Consider the following 17,125-nt stretch of genomic DNA (forward strand, 5'->3'; position numbering starts at 1 on the left):
ATTTGGATGCAAAACGACAGCACACAACACGATAACGCGAATGGTCAAGCTTGGTTGCTACGGCTTGCCTGTCAGAGCCGGGGCGACCGGCGCCGATTGCCGAACGCCATCAGGATCACGCCGACGATTGCGGTCGCGATGCCGATCGTCAGCCATTGCGGCTGTCCGCTCATGAAGCTGCCGCCAATATAATTCATCCCCTGCAACGCCCAGACGACCCCAACCAGCAGCAAGACGGCTCCGACAAGCATCAGCATGATCTTCATGTTCGTTTCCTTACGCTGTGGACAATCGGGCGCGGAGCAGCCCGACTGTCCTGCCACCATTCGACTCTGTGGGAAAGCAACCGGAATGCCGCATGACACTGTCCTTTATAACGAATATCCCGGTTGATAGAGAGAACGAATTAGTCTATCGATCTGATAGTCTATAAGAAGGATCGTGACGATGGTGCTCGCCTCTACCCGCCGTGCCGTGCTGGCCGCCAGCTTTGCCCTCATGGCTGGTCTTCCGCTCGCAGCGCAAGCCGAACAGACCGTGCGGGTCGGCATCATGAGCGCTGAGGACGAAGATGTCTGGGCCGTGGTCGCCAAAGAGGCCGCCAAGCAGGGTCTCACGCTGAAACTCGTCGTGTTCAACGATTACACGCAGCCGAACGAGGCGCTGGAAAGCGGCGAACTCGACGCGAATGCCTTCCAGCACAAGCCGTATCTCGACAACCAGATCAAGACGCGCGGCTATCACATCGTGCCGGTCGGCTATACGGCTGTCTGGCCCATCGGCCTCTATTCGCGCAAGGTCAAAGCCGTGGCCGATCTTCCGAAGGACGCCGTGGTCGGCGTGCCAAATGACCCCAGCAACGAGGGCCGAGCGCTTCGCCTGCTCGAGGCGCAAGGGCTTATTTCGTTGAAGCCCGATGCCGGCATTCTGGCCACCACGGCCGACATCGTGAACAACCCGAAAGGCCTTGCGATCAAGGAATTGGACGCCGGAATGTTGGGGCGCTCCATCGACGATCTCGATGCGGCCGTGGTCAATACAGATTGGGCGTTGAAGTCGGGATTGTCCCCCGACAAGGAACGCATCAGCATCGAACCGACCGAGAACAATCCTTATCGCAATTTCATCGCCGTCAAGGCCGGGCACGAGAATGACGCTTGGGTCAAAACGCTCGTGGCGTCCTACCAGAACGACACGATCCGCGAGACGTTGAAAACCGTCTATAAAGGGACGGCTTTGGCCGCCTGGTGAGCCAGATCTCCGACAAGGCCATGAACCGCATCGTGGTGCAGGACCGGTCTGGACCACAAACTGACCGTGTTGCCCCCGCGCGTCAGGCCGAGGCGGACCCGATCGTCAGCATGGTCGACGTGCGGAAGCGGTTCGGCGCGCTCGCGGCAGTCGACGGGATCACCTTGTCGGTGATGCCGGCCGAAATCCTCGGCATCATCGGTCGCAGCGGGGCCGGCAAGTCGACGCTGATTCGTTGCCTCAACGGGCTCGAGCGACCCGAGAGTGGGCGCGTCGAGATCCTCGGGCAAAGCCTCGATGATCTGTCCGAGCCGGACCTTCGTCGGGTCCGTGGCCGGATCGGGATGATCTTCCAGCATTTCAACCTTCTCTCGTCGAAGACGGTCGCCGAGAATGTCGCCTTGCCGCTGAAAATTGCGGGCGTCCCGGCAACCCAGCGGCGAGCCAGAATCGCCGACATGCTGCATCTCGTCGGCCTGGACGCAAAGACGAATGCCTATCCGGCACAACTCTCCGGTGGCCAGAAGCAGCGCGTCGGCATCGCGCGCGCACTGGCCGCCAGCCCGGCGCTTCTCCTCTCCGACGAGGCGACATCAGCGCTCGATCCTGAAACCACGGCCTCTATTCTCGACCTGTTGCGCGACATCAACCGGCAACTCGGGCTGACCATCGTCCTGATCACCCATGAGATGAGCGTCATCCGCGCACTGGCCCAACGCGTGATCGTGCTCGACAAAGGGCAAATCGCCGAACAGGGGCCGACGCAACGGATCTTCACAGCGCCGTCGACGGAGCTCACGCGCCGCCTGATCGGCTCCGAGCATCGACACGCCGCGCTCTCGCCGGACCGGCTTTCTCCGACATACCAGCCGGGTCATTTTGCGATGCTTCGCATGGTGCTCCAACCGTCCGAGAGCGCCGCCCGCGTTCTATCCGCTCTCGCGACCGAATTCGGCCGAGAACCGCTGCTGCTCGACGCGACACTCGATCCTATCGACGGACGAAACGTTCAGACCCTGACGCTCGCGGTCTTTGACGCGGACGCGCAGCGCATCACAACCCTGCGCGAGACTCTTGCCTTGCCTGCAACATCCATCGAGTTGGTCGGATATGCCCAGCATCCCTTATGATCGACTGCTGACTGCCCTTTGGGAAACCGGCATGATGACCGCCGCCTCGGGCCTGATCAGCTTTGTAATCGGCTTGCCGCTTGGCCTGGTCTTGGTCGGCACGGCCCCCGGTGGCCTTTGGACGAATATGCCGCTCAACCGGGTACTCGGCGCCATCGTCAACGCGTTCCGGTCCCTGCCCTTCATCATTCTCCTGGTCGCGCTCATTCCGCTGACCCGCGCGCTTGTCGGCACCTCGATCGGCACCGCCGCCGCCATTGTGCCGCTCTCGATCGCGGCAATTCCCTATTATGCGCGGGTTGCGGAAGTTTCGTTGCGCGAGGTGGATCGCGGCTTGATCGAGGCCGTCAGGGCCATGGGCGGCAGCACGCTCACGGTCGTTCGCGAGGTGCTGATTCCCGAGGCGCTGCCCGGGCTGATCTCGGGCTTTACGGTCACGTTGGTGCTGTTGATCGGAGCATCGGCGATGGCGGGTGCGGTGGGCGCTGGGGGCCTCGGTGATTTGGCGATTCGCTATGGCTATCAGCGGTTCGACACGCCTGTGATGATCGCGGTCATCGTCGTGCTGATCGGCTTGGTGGCGCTGATCCAAGCGCTGGGTGACCGGCTTGCTCGGGCGCTCGACCATCGCTGAAACGCTTGCTATGAATTGCGCTGCAGCATAGATATTGCAGCGCAATAAAACCAATTCAGATCACTTATGAGGAACGCCGGCGAGGTCATGGCCGAGACGACGCATGAGGATCGCCATGAATCCGAACAGCAGCTTCACCACCCTGTCGCAGCGCCGACGTGCCGCTCGGATGCCGCGTCGACAATGCGTGGTCGATATCGAAGCTATCGCCCATAACGACCGCATCGAGCTCACCGGCTCTTATCTGCAGTCTCGGCAGACCCGGCCGGATTGACCCCGTCAAGGAGCCAGGCGCAACTCGCAACGCCGTCGGCACTGTCGCGGACGCAATCAGCAGGATCAGCAGCGTCGATGTCGGATGTGAAGGATAGTAATGGAGCTGCGCTCGCCGATGGCGATTCGGTGACCCTCATCAAGGATCTGAAGGTCAAAGGCACCTCCGTGACGCTGAAGCGCGGCACGCTGGTCAAGAACATCCGGCTGACCAGCGATGTCGACGAAGTCGAATGCAACGTCGAGAAGGTGAAGGGCCTGGTCCTGAAGACACAGTTCCTGAAGAAAGCTTAATCGAACCAAAGCAGCGCCAAGGCGGCGCTGCTCATCGTCTCACGTCGACCCATCCGATGCGCCTCTGAAAACCACGAGGCGGCCGCGGTCAGGTGTCCGGGGTCGCTTTGTGCTTACGCGTCCGCTTGTGATGAGCAGGCACCGGCGGTTCCATGGGGGCCGCTTGAGCGACCGGAGGCGGCGGGGGCGCAGCCACATCGATCGGCGGGGTTTGCGGGCAGAATGCAAAGTTGATCAAGCCACAGACGACATTGGGGCTGGACCCGAGGGTCGAGTCTTGTGCCAGCGCCGGCACGGATGCGACTGCGAACAGCCCCGCGACACCAAGACTGCCCAGGAGGCGGACCATGTTCATCGACATTCCTTTCGAGCGACCGGCGTGACCGCAGCCTACCAATAAGCCGCTGACTCGGCTGGTCAACGCGAAGTTTGGATGGCTCCCTTGCAGAACCTGCGGTGGATAACGGACAACTTCGCGTGTCGCGTTTCATAAGAATCGCTTACGCGGCCGAGGCCCGCTTGGCGGCATCGTCCCTCAACCGATCCCGGCCGGACATGAACGGGCCGACCGGATTTCGGGGCGGCGCAAAGGCCGCTAAGCCCGTTGCTTTCGGCATGCCGATGTAGATCGCCTCGATGCCGCCTTTCGCGCTATAGGCCTCGTGCCAGAAGCCCGCGCCGTGCGAATCGCTCAGAAACTCGCGCCACCACACCGAATGGGGAGCGGATCGCGTGAACCGTTCGAGACAGTCGAGATCGCGCCAATATTGCCTGAAACCCACATGGTTCCAGCCATACAAACACCTTTCCTCGCCAAGCAAGCCCTCAGGCGGATCACGCTCGATCTCAGCGAAGCCCTTGCCCAAACGCAGAAACGCCGGGATCGAGCGCAGCCGGTTCACTCTGAACCCCAGGAGCACCATGACAAGATCAGGATAAGCGCTGAGGTCGACGGTCTTGCGGTTTGTGCCTTGCATCGTGATGGCTCCTCTGCTTACAGTGTAAGCATAGAGTGATGCGCTTACAGTGTAAACAGGGTGAACGAGAAAAACGATCTCCGCACGCGGCTTATCCGGCAAGCCATGCTGCTCTTAGATGACCAGCCGGACGAGTTGACGCTGCGCGGCGTTGCCCGGGCTGCCGGTGTCTCGGCCATGGCGCCCTATCGCCATTTTGCCGACAAGGCCGCCCTGATGAACACCGTGAAGCAGAGCGGCTTCGCGTCGCTGCGGGAGGTGCTGATCGAGGCCGACCGCGCCGAGAACGACCAGGCGGCCCTCGTCGCACAAGGGCTCGCCTATATCGCTTTCGCGGTCGCGCATCCCGCCTTGTTCCGACTGATGTTTACCGACCCGAAACTCGGCGCGCCCGCCGAGCCTCCCAGCGGCGACACGGCCTATGGTGTGTTGGCCGGCCGCATTGCGAAGCTTCTGCCCGATCGTGCCGCGACGGCCGTGACGGCGGCTTGGGCGATGGTGCATGGTCTTGCGACCCTCACGCTCGATGGCCGGCTGCCGCGCGATTCTGGTCACGCCCGAGCCGTCCTCGATCTTTTCGTGGATGGTCTCGGCCGCGCTCGGCAACATTGAAACGACAGGCAGCTCGAGTGAGAACGGGCGGACGATCGCGGCTTTGCACGTCGGCTCATGCGCGCCTAATCTGACGGTAGGCTGGGCAGCCGCGCAGCTTGCGGGTGAGGAGTTGCAGCATGGCCTTCCGGATTGCGCTCGCGGCCCTTGGGATCGCGCTGTTTGGAGCGCCCGCCCAAGCGACGGACACCAAGGCCGAAATCGACTTCGTGACACGGGCATCCAACGCCAATCTCTTCGCGATCGCGGAATCACGGCTCGCTCTCGACCATGCCACCGATCCTCGGCTGACGGCTTTCGCGCGCCGCATGATCGATGAGCATGAAACGACGGAGGCGGCGCTCGGGCCGGCGGCGTCCGGTTCCGGCGTGACGATTCCGATGACGCTCGATCCCGATCATCAGGCGCGCGTGGCGAAGCTGCGTGCAACGGTCGGCGCAACCTTCGACAAAGCCTATGTGGCCGATCAGGCGGAGAACCACTCCAACGCTCTGACGCTCTATGCCGACTACATGCTGCTCGGCGAGGATGCGGGCCTGAAAGCCTTCGCGACCACGATGATCCCGGTCGCAGAGGCGCAGTTCAAAGCCGCCCAGGCGCTCTCGGCGGAGTGAACCAGCGGCGAAGCGCCTCCTCCAAGCCGTCGAGGCTGTCACCCTGCCCGACCCAGGCGACACAAGCGTCGGGGCGGATCAGCATCGACCGGCCTCGATCGACCGTGACGCAACTAACTCTTTGGGTGGTGCAGGCTACGAACGCCGAGGCTCCACGTTTGGCGGACCCATCGAGCAGAACGCCCCGACCATCCTGCAGGATCTCATAAAGCGATGCGACGACCTCGCCATGGCTGATCGCGGTGTCGCCCAGGAGACGCCCGACCTCGTCCTGCTCCGATCCGAGATCGTAACGGACCGAAAGACCACTCGTGATTTCGCCGATGAAGCGGTTGACGTCGTCGAACTGCATGAGATTGGCCATGATGTCGCGCATCGCTCCGGATTGCGGATCGGGCCGCATGATGGCCACCTGCGCGCGCGTGTTGGCGAGGACGGCTTCGGCAACGGGCCGGCGCTCGGTCGTATAGCTGTCGAGCAGGTTTTCGGGCATCTCGCCGCGCACCACCGCCGCGAGCTTCCAGCCAAGATTGGCTGCATCCACGAGGCCGAGGCTCAAGCCCTGCCCGCCGAACGGCGCATGGACATGCGCCGCATCCCCGGCCAGCAGCACCCGGCCGTGTCGATACGTGTCGACAAGGCGCGTGTTGTCGGTCCAACGATTGGCGGGTCCGAGCGACGTGACGCGCACGTCCTGAAGGCTGGTGCGGCGCAGGACGGTTTCGATCTCGTCATGCGTCACCGGAGCTTGCCGGTTCTCGGGCGGGCCGCTGAAATCCAGCATGAACAATCGACCGGGGAAGGCCCCGTAAGAAAACACCCCACCCGCCGTGCGATGCCAACCAGCGGGCAACAAATGCTCTGGATGGTCGAGCTCGACGATCGCTTGATACATCGTCAGCGTCGGCGGCGTCCCAGGAAAATTGAAACCGGCCATCTTGCGGATCGCGCTGCGCCCCCCGTCACATCCCACGAGATACGCGCAGCGGACCTGATCCTCGCCCGCCGCGGACGTCCAGCGCAGGTCGATGCCGTGCTCTTGCTGCACAAAATCGGTGACGTCGCAACCGCGACGCACCTCGATCCCAAGCACATGCGCCCGATCCGCCAAGACAGCCTCGAGCCCCTGCTGATCGACGAAGCGCATTCGCCGTTCAGCGTCAGTCTGCGCATCCTTCCGGATGAGAAAGAGGCCCGCGAAATGGCCACTGACCTTCGACGATCGGCCGGCGATGCTCGATCCCGCCTGCTTTAGGTTGATCAGATTTCGCGCCTCTTCGCTGCTGAGCACAGTCGCCATCCCGCGACGCTGCAGAGCCTCGACACCCAGCGGCCCGACCGACATGGCTTTGATGCCCATGCTCGGAGCGGCCAGACGTTCCAGCACGAGGACGCGCGCGCCGCCCAAGGTCAGCTCGATCGCGGTCAACAGGCCGACAGGTCCAGCGCCCACGACGACGACATCGATGACAGACATAGACTAAATCCTATTATATACTGAGTATATTTTTATAATGTGTTAGAGAGAGCGGCATGTCAACGTCAGTCGATCGGCGATCACGTAAGCGCCTGGCCACGCGGCAAGCCATCTCCGATGCCGCGACCCTCCTGTTCTTCGAGCGGGGCTTCGATCATGTGACTGTGGATGAGATCGCAGAAGCCGCCGACGTCGGGCGAATGACGGTGTTCAATCACTTCCCGCGCAAGGAGGACATGTTCTTCGATCGTGACCAAGAGGGGCGCGACGTGATCCGCGACGCCCTGAGCCGGCGGGATCCACACGTCTCCCCGGTCGAGACGTTGCGCCTGCTCGCCCATCGCCTTGTCGGGGAACAACGCCCTTACGTGCAGTTTTCGACCGGTAGCCAAACCTTCGTTGATACGGTCGAGGGTAGCGAAACACTCAAGGCCCGCGCACGGGCGATCCGCGGCGAGCTCGCGCATCTGGTTATGGCGGCTCTTGCCGAAACGATCGGGCAAGAGCCGACCGATCATTTCGCCCACCTGGCTGCGGACCTGCTGCTGGCGACCTGGAGTGTGGCATTTCTCCAAGCGCACCGCATATTTCGGGAAACCAAACGGGCCGAGGATGCGAAATCGGCATTTCTGACCATCGTCGATCGGGGAAGCGCCGGCCTGAAAGCCGCCCTGGCAGGAACGCCATATGTCTGAGCTCTCAAGATCTCGCTGCGGTCGGTCGCATAAGAGCGCCGAGCATACCCACTGGACTTCGGTATCTCACAACAAATGGTGTGCCGTGGACGACCCACGGCCCGCTCCAGGCAGAACAAATCTATTGCTGACACTTCTTAATCGCACGTCACTCGATAGTGCTTGGTCTCTAAGCATTCTTGAGCATCCGGCCACGGCCTTCGACGGTTCACCCACAAAGTGTGTTTGAAACTGACAGGCCGATGTCCAAGTACTCAAGTAGCCTCTAAGGTGAATTAGCTTTCATTCGGGAATGCGGACTATGCTCTGGGAATCACGCTCGCAATCAGTGTCCGCTCATCGCTCGATCGGCAGATATCTCGCCAGCCCATGAGCCAGCGCGGCTGTTTGATGGCGATCAGTAACGCGGCAAGGGCAAGCACATCCTTGGGTCCCTCGGCGATGACGGCGAGATCAGTCAACGTCAGCGGCGTTTCGCGTTGCAACTCCGTGCCGACAGCAAGGTCTTGGGATCATAAGAAAACGCTCCAGCGAAACCCTCAGCGCCCCGCGCCGGATCACCCGAAGCGGATGATCCGACCGAACCCGCGCTTCCAGATCCACATACGAGAAAAGCGCACCCGTCCGCTCGTCCGATCCGCGCATGTCATCGCTCCCGCTCAGGACAAGTGAATCAGGATCAAACCGCAGCCGGTAGGCCTTCATCAACAGCCTGCTAGATCTCCCCGGGGTTCGACGATGGCTCAGGCAGGGGGATAGTTCGAGGGAAAGAGCGCCCGGCGCGTCCCTCGTCGTTGACCGTCTTGACGGTGTGCTGCTTGCCTAGCCGCCATGCCGAAAGGCCACCGGCGTCACGGTGTGACTGTGCGGGTAGCTTGCCCGATCACATCGACCACGACGTCCGGGAACGTTACCGGGATCGCGTGTGAAGATCTCAATTCGATAACCTGGGAGCGGGCCCGATCGGCCTCGAATGCAAACTCTGCTTGGGGAATGACAGGATCCAGAAGGGGCCTGATTTGCCAGCTGGGCTTGCTCGTCCAGGCAGCCGAAGTCAGTTTCTCGTTGAGGGCTGCGAGCGAGATGGGTCGCTGGGTGGCGATCATCAGCGCGAGTTTGTCCTCGGGCACGTCGGCGGCGAGAAGATAACGGTACCGGTCCGCTTTGACGACGAGATTGATGCCGGTGGTTCTGTCAGGCAAAGTGTATGGGGTCAGATCGACCGACGTGGCGAAGTCGCCGCCGGGAAACCGATCGAGGCAGTCGTTTGTCGATTCCCCCGCCGCAGGCATGGGGGAGCCCGCGTAGATGAGGCCCTTGACCTTGGGGTCGTCCCCCGCCTGGCTGATGACGGCCCCGCCATACGCATGCGAAACGAGGAGCACTGGTCCCTCGATCATGTCCAAAAGGCTGCGCAGGTAGGCAGCGTCGTGCGCCACGCCCCGCAAGGGATTGGAGAAGACCTTGAACGGGTAGCCTTCGCGCGTGAGTCCCTGGATCACGCCATGCGTCCAAAGCGATGAATCTTCGACGGCACCGTGCACGAGCACGATCGTTGGTTTAGCGGAGCCGGTAGTCACGGGCTGTCCTTTCGGGAAGTTTTTGCTTAGAAACGGGCGGCTGGCATCTTCTTTGCGCCGAGCCGCCCACCTTCACATCAGTATTGGCACTCAAGCGCCAAGTTGCGGTCTTACTTGAATGCGACCACCTGAAGACGAAGGACCTTCGTCTCGGCGAACAGATCGGGTGCCCGCTCAACGAACTCTTGTCCTGGAGGGCCGGCCATATGGGCTTCGCCCGCAGCTTCGTCGGGGAACGAGTCGAACACCCGATAGACACCCGGCTCGCCTTCGACCTTGGAGCCGTGCCATGTCAGCGTTCCAGGCTCGTCTTTCACCAGCGACGCTTCTTTCGCGAGAAACGCCTCGACTTCTGCTTCCTTGCCAGGCTTGGCCTTCATCTCGATCAGGAATGCGAACTTAGACATGTCAGTGTTCCTTGTGTTGACATGCGCGCGCGGCTGCGCGCGCAGTACGAAGCTGGCTTCGCGACGCCAGCTCAGTTCCGTAACGTAACTATTGATTTACGCGGTTCAGAGAGTTTGCTCGCCACTTGCGTCCGTATCCCGATGCCGCGCCGTATCGGCACGGCATCGGGCAGCGGTGGTTCGCAGACGGGACGTCAAATCGCCCATCCCTTTTTCGAATGCGTCAAACGCCGAGGTAGGAGATGAGTGACATTGAAGAGGCGTTACGCGGCGTGCTGGCGCGCCAGCTGTTCCAGAACCGGGAACATCAGCGACGGCTCGGGGCGGCGGGTGTAATCGCCATTCACTTCGGCGTAGGCGATTGTTCCGTCCTGCGCGATGACGTAGCGGGCGCTCATCGGCAGGGTCCAGCTGTCCTCGCCGTTGAATTGGGGCAGATCGGCGCCGAGCGTCCTGTGGGCAACGCGCAGATACTCCGGCAGCGTCCAACGCAGGTTGAACTGGGCGGCGACTTCGCCGCCATGATCGCCTAGGATCGGGAAGCCGAGCCCGTTCTGGCGCTGCGACTTCCGGCTGTTCGGCGCCAATTGCTGGGAGATCGCCACCAAACTCGCGCCACGTGCCTCGATCTCCGAACGGGCCGCTTCGAGTGCGGTCAGCTCGTAATTGCAGTACGGACACCAAACGCCGCGATAGAAGCTGACGACCAGAGGCCCCTTCGCAAGGAGCGCTTCGGACGAGACCGGATTGCCGTCGGGGTCGGGGAGCGTGAACGCCGGCGCGATGGATCCGACCTTCAGTGCGCGATCCGGTGCACCCGACGCGATCAACTCGTCGACGGAACGATGAAGAGCTTCGACTGCTGCCGGGGGAGCGAGTCGGGTATCGAATTCGACCTTGAACGCATCGAGCTTGCCTTGCAGCGGCAAATCGGACTGCATGATATGGGCGAAAGTTTCCTGGAACGTCATCGAGCTTCTCCCTGGCGGCGCAGCACCATCGCTGGCGTGAAGCCTAAATGAGCTATTCTTGATCGTTGCAGTAGGCAGGTCGTGACAATATCATATATTCTTTCTTAGAATATATGGATTTGAGTTTATGGACCGGCTTCATGCGATGGACATTTTTGTGCGGGTTATAGAAACGGGCTCGTTTTCGGCAGCTGCGCGAGATTTGCGGATTGGGCAGCCAGCGGTTTCGAAGATGATCGCGGCATTGGAGGATCGACTTCAAGTGCGACTCCTAGTCCGCTCGACCCGACATCTGCATCCCTCAGAGGCGGGTCAGAAGTTTTATGAAAGGGCGAAGCGAACTCTGGCCGAAGCCGATGAAGCTGAAATCGCAGCGCGTGGCGAGGGGGCGGGTCTTGAAGGACGCTTGCGGGTTTGTGCGTCAGTCACCTTCGCCAGGCTGCACATTGTGCCTCGGATTGGCGAATTCCTCAGCATGCATCCTGGTCTCAGCTTGGATCTCGTGATGGACGATGGCTATGTTGATATCCTCCACGAAAATATCGACATCGCCTTGCGCGCCGGTGAGTTGGCCGATTCAAGCCTTACCGCTCGCAAGCTCGCGAGCACCGAGCGCCATGTGGTCGCAAGTCCAGCCTATCTTGCGGCAGCGGGCACGCCAAAAACGCCTAAGGACCTGCTCGATCACACCGCAATCGTTTACTCACGAAGCTTGATTGCCGAAGAGTGGCGGTTTCGCCGGGGAACTTCCGACACCTCGGTGCGGGTCCCGACCCGGCTCGCCGTCAGTGCTGCGGAGGGTGTGCGTGAGGCGGTCTTCGCTGGACTTGGATTGGCAATCGGTTCCCGCTGGATGATACCCGAGATCGCGGATGGCAGAGTTTTGGCAGTCCTCACGGACTGGGACCTTCCTCGCGTTGACCTCTGGGCACTCTACCCGACCGGGCGGTTACCAACGGCCAAGGCTCTCGCATTCGTCAACTGGTTTGCCGACATCATAACGTCAAGATAAATTCTGCCTCGGCTGTACTGAAGGTTTACAACGCTGAGACGCGGCGCTTCGTGCGCGATCCCGACGGCCAGCTCCTCGAAATGGGCGGGGCCCAAAAAAAGCGAGGCCGCCCTAACCATCGGTTCGCGTGAGTTTGATGGTGAGATGGCGCACCCGACACGATTCGAACGTGTGACCTCTGCCTTCGGAGGGCAAGGGTGACAAGATTTCTCGTGCTTACCCCAAATTTCTGATCGTTCCTAAGCCGCTGTTCATGGTAGCGTTTCGACGTGCCCCGACGATGGCGAAGGTTGCTGTTGTGTTCTCGACATTGCTGCCGCCTGCTTACCCGGTGCTTACCCTGCCTGCTAACCCGGTTCCCTCTGATGCCGAAGCTCACGAAACGGATGATCGACGCGCTGTCCGTCCAACCTGGACAGGATGCGCTCCTCTGGGACGACGAGCTGCGTGGCTTCGGGCTGCGAATAAAGGCGAGCGGCGCCAAGTCGTTCCTGGTGCAATACAGGAACGCGAACGGTCGCAGTCGGCGCATTACGGTCGGCCGCTACGGCGTGCTGACGCCAGAGGAGGGTCGAAGCCAGGCTCGCAAGGTGCTTGCCGAAGTCGCCCGAGGCAACGATCCGGCCGAGAGCCGGCGAACAGAACGGCAGGCGACCACGGTAGCCGAGCTCTGCCACGCGTACATCGAGAAGGCCGACCAAGGCTTGATCATTACGCGGCGGCGGCAGGCCAAGAAGGCCTCGACCATCGTGACGGATCGCGGCCGGATCGAGCGCCACATCATTCCGCTCCTGGGGCATCGGCCCATCAAAGATGTGTCGTCGGCGGATATTCGTGCGTTCCTGCGCGACGTGTCATCCGGCAAGACGGCCGCTGACGTGAAGACAAAGGCCCGAGGTCGCGCCATCGTCACTGGTGGTCGAGGAACGGCCACACGCACGCTCGGCCTTTTGGGCGGCATCTTCACGCATGCGGTGGAAGAGGGGCATCGTGCCGACAACCCGGTTACGGGCGTTGTCCGGCCGGCTGACAAGAAACGGTCCATGCGGCTGGACGAAGAGGGTTATCGGCGTCTTGGTCGGCGGTTGGCCGCAGCCGAGCGGATGGGGAAAAGATGGCAGGTGGTCGAGGCCATCCGCCTCCTGGCGCTAACGGGATGCCGGCGGGGTGAGGTCGAGGGATTGCGCAGGGTCGAGGTTGATCTCGCTGGCCGGGCGCTCCGCCTCGGTGACAGCAAGACGGGCCGCAGCATTCGCCCCCTAGGCCAGGCAGCCGCTGAGTTGCTTGAGCGCACGATGGCGCGGACCAAGGGCGAGTTCGTGTTTCCGTCCATACGAGGGCAAGGCAGTTTTCAGGGACTGCCGAAGGCGTGGGGCACGATCGTCGGTCGCCGTATGCCGGGGGTGACTCCGCATGTGCTCCGACATTCGTTCGCGTCGACGGCAGAAGATCTGGGCTTCACGGTGCCAACCATCGCCGCGTTGCTGGGGCATTCAGGAGGAGGGGTGACGGCCGGCTACATTCACAAGCTTGATGGCGCACTGGTGGCAGCCGCAGACAGAGTATCCCTAGTCATCGCCAGCCAGACCGCAGCAAGGCGTCAGAAGATTGTGCAACTAAAACAACCAGCGAAGCCCAAGAGCCGATAGACTCCTCATTGTGTATGGGAAAGCTGCGCGTGGCCCTTGACGGAATGTCGTAGCCACCCGATACTCAATAAGTTCCTAATCAGACGGGGATAGCTGCGCCGACCCTCAATCGTCGGTAAAGCATGTGCGCTACTTGAAGCGATAGTCAACATCGCTGGAATAGCGCTTCGGCCGGGCACCGTTATCCGCCCTGTTGATGCTGGTCCTCAATCACCAGCAGAGCGCGATGTTCGCGGCGAAACGCGAGCCTTCACCCGTCTGACAAGGATTACCCATGACCGATCTTTCGATCGTTCGGGGTGCGGGCATCGCCATCGAGCACCCTGCACACCCTTACCTGCGCCGCGCCGAAGCTGCGGCCTATGTGACTGACAAGTACTTCCCTTGTTCCCCGCGGACCCTCGCCAAGAAGGCGGTTGTTGGCGGCGGCCCGGCTTATCGCCTCGCCGGTCGCATTCCCCTCTATTCTGAAACCGGCCTTGACGAATGGGCGAAGAGCAAGATCGGCCCAGTCGTACGCTCGTCTTCCGACGCCCGCGCGCCCAAACGCTTCTCTCTTCCTGAAGCTTGCGAGGGAGGCGTTTAAGTCATGACCAGATATGAAATGAGGCCGAACACCTCTCGCAAAGGTGCCGGCCTCGGGAAACTGCAGAGCTCGACGGCTTGCACTCCCGAAATAGTCCACCCCCTCGCCGAAATCCAGAAGGATTACCTTGTCGCGCGCTTCGGCCTTGATGCCAATCGCGCACGTCTGACGGCCGCTCTCGCGTTCGGGGAGTGCCGCTGATGCTGCTCCCCATCGAACCCGGCCACATCGTCAACACTGACCATATCCGGTCCATCAAGGAGGTCCCAGCGACAACCAACCGGAGCGAACATGCGGAGATCGTCTTCACGGACGGCACCCGCACCATTGCCAACTGCCGCATGGACGACATCGAGTGGTGCGCCGGCCCGATTATCCCGGCGCCCCCTGGTTATTCCGTCATCCGGGCATTCGAGCCCGAGAAGGATGTCGATCGCGGCGCCGACCTTGTCTCGACGATGGAGCGGTACGCGGCGCTCGACCCTGCTTTTCTCCAGGCGCTCGGCGGCGATCGGTTCGCCAAGCCCATGTTCGTCATGATCGACGGAGAGGCGGCATGAGCCTCGGTCTCAACAACACCGTCAACAACCCGGAGACCTACGCCAGGCGCGCCATGGAAGCTGAGTGCAGTATCGTGGCGTCGACGGCCCACGGCCGCAACATTCAGCTCAACCGCTCGGCGTTCGCAATCGGGCAGTTCGTCGGCAACGGGGTTCTGGATCGAAGCGAGGCGGAGCGGAAGCTCTTCTCCGCAGCTATGGCTTGCGGGTACGTCGACAAGGACGGTCCCGCCGAGGCAAGGGCCACGATCGCCAGCGGCCTCGACAATGGCATCCGGGAACCCCGGAGCAACATCGGCAACGGTGCTGCTCGGCAGTCTGGTGCATCTATTCATCCCCTAAAACCCGCGCCCAAGCTCGCGGACGTGCCCGTGCCCGACTGGACGCAGCCACGGGAGGACGGCAAGCCCCAGTTCTTTGCGATCGGCAAAGGCGAGCCGCCTCAGTTCGACGACGATCTGCGCCGGCATGTTTACTGGCGCGACAGTGCGGCCGTCCGCGTCAAGGTCAAGAAGGAAGCCGGCACACCGCCGTGGATCGACTATTACAGGGTCCGGCGCCCTGATGATGGTGCGATCGGCTGGCAGGCCAAGAAGCCGGACGGGTTTGTGCCCGTGCCCTATATCGGTCCGGCCGGCACGAACAGCCCCTTCGCCCCGGAACATCACGGGAAGCCGTTGTTCTGGACCGAGGGCGAAAAGGATGCGGACACAATCGTCCGAGCGGGCGGGCTCGCCTTCACGTTCGGCGGCAGTTCCGACGTGCTGGATTGCAGCGATCTGCTTCGCGGGTTCGTCATCGTCATTGTGGCCGACAACGACTTGGCCGGCGAGAAGTGTGCCGAGCGCAAGGTTGCCATGGCGCAGCGCGCGGGACTCGTCCCGAAGGTGGTCCGGTTCGCAGACATGATGGCCGGCGCCGACGCCAGCGACTTTCTTGCAACGGGCAGCACGCTCGACGACCTCCTGAACCGTGCCGAGTGCCCCGGCCAAGACAATCCCGAGCCTGCGCAGGAAAACACCGCGCCAGCCGAAGAGGACGAGCTTGCGGAGCTGAACTGTAAGTTTTGCGTGGTTCTGGATGGCGGCAAGGCACAGGTTCTGCACTTTGAACAGGCGCGGCAGAAGGATCATGCCCGCGAGGTCGCCTCGTTCCTGTCGTTCGAGAATTTTCGCAACTTCTACCTGAACCGCACCATACGGGTCGGGGACAAGAACGTGTCGCTCGGCCACTGGTGGCTGCGCCACCCCGAACGCCGTCAGTATCGTGGGCTGACGTTTCAGCCGGCCGGGTCGACCGAGATCGATGGTCGCCTCAATCTCTGGCGCGGATGGGGTGTGCCCTCTGCGCCGGGCCGCTGGTCACGGATGCGTCATCACATCGAAGATGTGCTGGCGTCGGGCCACCCGGACCATGCGGCCTACATCCTGAAATGGTGCGCCTGGGCGGTGCAACACCCGGCCGACCGGGCACAGGCCGCTATCGTCTTCCGGGGCCGCAAAGGCACCGGCAAGGGCACGCTCGGCAATGCGCTCTGTCACATGTTCGGCCAGCACGGGACGCACATATCGAGTGCCGAACACCTGGCCGGACGCTTCAATGGCCACCTTCGGGACGTGTGCTTCCTCTTCGCCGACGAAGCCTTCTGGCCTGGCGATCGTAGCGCCGAAGGATCGCTGAAGCGGCTCATCACGGAGCCGGACCTCTTCATCGAGGACAAGGGCGTGCGGGGCGTGACGGTGCCCAACATGCTGCACGTTATGATGGCTTCGAACGAGGACTGGATCGTGCCGGCCGGCGAGGACGAACGGCGTTACGTCGTTTTCGATGTGGCCGACACACACAAGCAGAGCGAAGCCTGGTTTCAGCCGATCTACGACGAGATGGACGCCGGAGGCTTCGGCGCCATGCTGCACGACCTTCTGAACATGGACCTCGGGAATTGGCATCCGCGCCGCATCGTGCGGACCGAGGCCCTTGTTCAGCAGCAGAGCCAAGGCCTCCGGCCCGAGGAAGCGTGGTGGTGCGAGCTGCTTCAGTCCGGCGTCCTTTGGGGCAGCGAGGGGGGTGGCTGCGCCGTGTCGAACGGCTGGGAAGAGAAGCAGGAGACATTCGGCGGCACGAGCACGGTCAGGCGCAAGGGCCTCTACGATCAGGCTCGCGAAATATCTCCTCGCCTCCGGCTACACTCGGATCACCTGCTCGGTCGCTTCCTGGCTTCCCAGGGCTGCGACAATGCTCAGAAAATTCAGCGACGCAGAGGTTGGACGTTCCCGCCTCTCGCGGAGTGCCGGGCCGCGTGGGAGGCCCGCTTCCCAGGCTGGCAGTGGGACCGGCTCGACCTCTTGGAGTGGGAAGACCCCGTCGAATGAGCCGCTTTGAGGCTATGTGGAACCCAACTGG

General features: G+C 62.1%; 21 protein-coding genes. 13 read left to right on the top strand and 8 right to left on the bottom strand.

All coding sequences use genetic code 11. The features are described from left to right. Nucleotides 1-71: 71 nt before the first annotated feature. The gene (locus LGH83_RS06230) at nt 72-266 is read right to left on the bottom strand and encodes a hypothetical protein (protein WP_227401048.1); all 195 of its coding nucleotides are present in this window, start codon (nt 264-266) and stop codon (nt 72-74) included. A gap of 181 nt (nt 267-447) precedes the next feature. Between LGH83_RS06230 and LGH83_RS06235 the strand changes: the two genes are divergently transcribed. The 5 genes from LGH83_RS06235 (at nt 448) to LGH83_RS06255 (ending at nt 3,582) form a co-directional block, all read left to right on the top strand. Further along, entirely contained in the window at nt 448-1,251 is an 804-nt protein-coding gene (locus LGH83_RS06235; protein WP_413771114.1) for a MetQ/NlpA family ABC transporter substrate-binding protein, read from the top strand. 110 nt (nt 1,252-1,361) lie between these two features. Further along, nucleotides 1,362-2,381 (top strand): methionine ABC transporter ATP-binding protein, encoded by a 1,020-nt coding sequence (locus LGH83_RS06240; RefSeq protein WP_413771146.1) that lies wholly within the window; start codon nt 1,362-1,364, stop codon nt 2,379-2,381. Next, entirely contained in the window at nt 2,362-3,015 is a 654-nt protein-coding gene (locus LGH83_RS06245; RefSeq protein WP_227401050.1) for a methionine ABC transporter permease, read from the top strand. The genes LGH83_RS06240 and LGH83_RS06245 overlap by 20 nt, the downstream gene beginning before the upstream one ends. 115 nt (nt 3,016-3,130) lie before the next feature. Next, nucleotides 3,131-3,289, top strand: coding sequence for a hypothetical protein (locus LGH83_RS06250; protein ID WP_227401051.1), 159 nt, complete (start codon nt 3,131-3,133; stop codon nt 3,287-3,289). 77 nt (nt 3,290-3,366) lie between these two features. Then, complete coding sequence (locus LGH83_RS06255) at nt 3,367-3,582, top strand: alkylphosphonate utilization protein (RefSeq protein ID WP_227401052.1); 216 nt, start codon at nt 3,367-3,369, stop codon at nt 3,580-3,582. 88 nt (nt 3,583-3,670) lie between these two features. On the opposite strand, the gene LGH83_RS06260 is transcribed toward LGH83_RS06255, so the two are convergent. Beyond that, nucleotides 3,671-3,937, bottom strand: a complete 267-nt coding sequence (locus tag LGH83_RS06260) for a hypothetical protein (RefSeq protein ID WP_131118458.1) — start codon at nt 3,935-3,937, stop codon at nt 3,671-3,673. A 145-nt stretch (nt 3,938-4,082) separates the two neighbouring features. Then, nucleotides 4,083-4,559, bottom strand: a complete 477-nt coding sequence (locus LGH83_RS06265; RefSeq protein WP_131194695.1) for a monooxygenase family protein — start codon at nt 4,557-4,559, stop codon at nt 4,083-4,085. 60 nt (nt 4,560-4,619) lie between these two features. Between LGH83_RS06265 and LGH83_RS06270 the strand changes: the two genes are divergently transcribed. Continuing rightward, a complete protein-coding gene (locus tag LGH83_RS06270) occupies nt 4,620-5,171 on the top strand; it encodes a TetR/AcrR family transcriptional regulator (protein ID WP_227401053.1) in 552 nt (183 codons plus the stop codon). A gap of 119 nt (nt 5,172-5,290) precedes the next feature. Further along, nucleotides 5,291-5,785: a DUF4142 domain-containing protein gene (locus tag LGH83_RS06275; RefSeq protein ID WP_227401054.1), complete on the top strand. Its 495-nt coding sequence runs from the start codon at nt 5,291-5,293 to the stop codon at nt 5,783-5,785. On the opposite strand, the gene LGH83_RS06280 is transcribed toward LGH83_RS06275, so the two are convergent. After that, nucleotides 5,754-7,262 (bottom strand): FAD-dependent monooxygenase, encoded by a 1,509-nt coding sequence (locus tag LGH83_RS06280; RefSeq protein ID WP_227401055.1) that lies wholly within the window; start codon nt 7,260-7,262, stop codon nt 5,754-5,756. The genes LGH83_RS06275 and LGH83_RS06280 overlap by 32 nt on opposite strands. Nucleotides 7,263-7,318: 56 nt before the next feature. On the opposite strand from LGH83_RS06280, the gene LGH83_RS06285 reads away from it, so the two are divergent. Continuing rightward, nucleotides 7,319-7,957, top strand: a complete 639-nt coding sequence (locus LGH83_RS06285) for a TetR/AcrR family transcriptional regulator (RefSeq protein ID WP_227401056.1) — start codon at nt 7,319-7,321, stop codon at nt 7,955-7,957. 299 nt (nt 7,958-8,256) lie between these two features. On the opposite strand, the gene LGH83_RS06290 is transcribed toward LGH83_RS06285, so the two are convergent. The 4 genes from LGH83_RS06290 to LGH83_RS06305 form a co-directional block, all read right to left on the bottom strand. Further along, entirely contained in the window at nt 8,257-8,442 is a 186-nt protein-coding gene (locus LGH83_RS06290) for a hypothetical protein (protein WP_227401952.1), read from the bottom strand. A 366-nt stretch (nt 8,443-8,808) separates the two neighbouring features. After that, entirely contained in the window at nt 8,809-9,537 is a 729-nt protein-coding gene (locus LGH83_RS06295; RefSeq protein WP_227401057.1) for an alpha/beta fold hydrolase, read from the bottom strand. Between the two features lie 110 nt (nt 9,538-9,647). Continuing rightward, entirely contained in the window at nt 9,648-9,944 is a 297-nt protein-coding gene (locus LGH83_RS06300; protein WP_227401058.1) for a putative quinol monooxygenase, read from the bottom strand. 263 nt (nt 9,945-10,207) lie between these two features. Further along, the gene (locus LGH83_RS06305) at nt 10,208-10,873 is read right to left on the bottom strand and encodes a peroxiredoxin-like family protein (protein WP_227401752.1); all 666 of its coding nucleotides are present in this window, start codon (nt 10,871-10,873) and stop codon (nt 10,208-10,210) included. 169 nt (nt 10,874-11,042) lie between these two features. On the opposite strand from LGH83_RS06305, the gene LGH83_RS06310 reads away from it, so the two are divergent. The 5 genes from LGH83_RS06310 (at nt 11,043) to LGH83_RS06330 (ending at nt 17,094) form a co-directional block, all read left to right on the top strand. Then, nucleotides 11,043-11,927, top strand: coding sequence for a LysR family transcriptional regulator (locus LGH83_RS06310; protein WP_227401059.1), 885 nt, complete (start codon nt 11,043-11,045; stop codon nt 11,925-11,927). Nucleotides 11,928-12,292: 365 nt separating this feature from the next. Beyond that, on the top strand, nt 12,293-13,576 hold the full coding sequence (locus tag LGH83_RS06315) for a tyrosine-type recombinase/integrase (RefSeq protein ID WP_227401060.1): 1,284 nt from the start codon (nt 12,293-12,295) through the stop codon (nt 13,574-13,576). A 274-nt stretch (nt 13,577-13,850) separates the two neighbouring features. After that, nucleotides 13,851-14,162, top strand: coding sequence for a hypothetical protein (locus LGH83_RS06320; RefSeq protein ID WP_227401061.1), 312 nt, complete (start codon nt 13,851-13,853; stop codon nt 14,160-14,162). 200 nt (nt 14,163-14,362) lie between these two features. Continuing rightward, on the top strand, nt 14,363-14,722 hold the full coding sequence (locus LGH83_RS06325) for a hypothetical protein (protein WP_227401062.1): 360 nt from the start codon (nt 14,363-14,365) through the stop codon (nt 14,720-14,722). Next, on the top strand, nt 14,719-17,094 hold the full coding sequence (locus LGH83_RS06330; protein WP_227401063.1) for a DUF5906 domain-containing protein: 2,376 nt from the start codon (nt 14,719-14,721) through the stop codon (nt 17,092-17,094). Before LGH83_RS06325 ends, LGH83_RS06330 begins: the two co-directional genes overlap by 4 nt. Nucleotides 17,095-17,125 lie beyond the last annotated feature (31 nt).

It is taken from the genome of Lichenihabitans sp. PAMC28606 (genome assembly GCF_020616535.1).
Taxonomy (GTDB): Bacteria; Pseudomonadota; Alphaproteobacteria; order Rhizobiales; family Beijerinckiaceae; genus Lichenihabitans; species Lichenihabitans psoromatis.

Excerpts from the sequence above, each read along its gene's own strand:
- LGH83_RS06230 (WP_227401048.1), bottom strand. The coding sequence starts at position 266 with ATGAAGATCATGCTGATGCTTGTCGGAGCCGTCTTGCTGCTGGTTGGG.
- LGH83_RS06235 (WP_413771114.1), top strand. The coding sequence starts at position 448 with ATGGTGCTCGCCTCTACCCGCCGTGCCGTGCTGGCCGCCAGCTTTGCC.
- LGH83_RS06240 (WP_413771146.1), top strand. The coding sequence starts at position 1,362 with ATGGTCGACGTGCGGAAGCGGTTCGGCGCGCTCGCGGCAGTCGACGGG.
- LGH83_RS06245 (WP_227401050.1), top strand. The coding sequence starts at position 2,362 with ATGCCCAGCATCCCTTATGATCGACTGCTGACTGCCCTTTGGGAAACC.
- LGH83_RS06250 (WP_227401051.1), top strand. The coding sequence starts at position 3,131 with ATGAATCCGAACAGCAGCTTCACCACCCTGTCGCAGCGCCGACGTGCC.
- LGH83_RS06255 (WP_227401052.1), top strand. The coding sequence starts at position 3,367 with ATGTCGGATGTGAAGGATAGTAATGGAGCTGCGCTCGCCGATGGCGAT.
- LGH83_RS06260 (WP_131118458.1), bottom strand. The coding sequence starts at position 3,937 with ATGAACATGGTCCGCCTCCTGGGCAGTCTTGGTGTCGCGGGGCTGTTC.
- LGH83_RS06265 (WP_131194695.1), bottom strand. The coding sequence starts at position 4,559 with ATGCAAGGCACAAACCGCAAGACCGTCGACCTCAGCGCTTATCCTGAT.
- LGH83_RS06275 (WP_227401054.1), top strand. The coding sequence starts at position 5,291 with ATGGCCTTCCGGATTGCGCTCGCGGCCCTTGGGATCGCGCTGTTTGGA.
- LGH83_RS06280 (WP_227401055.1), bottom strand. The coding sequence starts at position 7,262 with ATGTCTGTCATCGATGTCGTCGTCGTGGGCGCTGGACCTGTCGGCCTG.
- LGH83_RS06285 (WP_227401056.1), top strand. The coding sequence starts at position 7,319 with ATGTCAACGTCAGTCGATCGGCGATCACGTAAGCGCCTGGCCACGCGG.
- LGH83_RS06300 (WP_227401058.1), bottom strand. The coding sequence starts at position 9,944 with ATGTCTAAGTTCGCATTCCTGATCGAGATGAAGGCCAAGCCTGGCAAG.
- LGH83_RS06310 (WP_227401059.1), top strand. The coding sequence starts at position 11,043 with ATGGACCGGCTTCATGCGATGGACATTTTTGTGCGGGTTATAGAAACG.
- LGH83_RS06315 (WP_227401060.1), top strand. The coding sequence starts at position 12,293 with ATGCCGAAGCTCACGAAACGGATGATCGACGCGCTGTCCGTCCAACCT.
- LGH83_RS06320 (WP_227401061.1), top strand. The coding sequence starts at position 13,851 with ATGACCGATCTTTCGATCGTTCGGGGTGCGGGCATCGCCATCGAGCAC.
- LGH83_RS06325 (WP_227401062.1), top strand. The coding sequence starts at position 14,363 with ATGCTGCTCCCCATCGAACCCGGCCACATCGTCAACACTGACCATATC.
- LGH83_RS06330 (WP_227401063.1), top strand. The coding sequence starts at position 14,719 with ATGAGCCTCGGTCTCAACAACACCGTCAACAACCCGGAGACCTACGCC.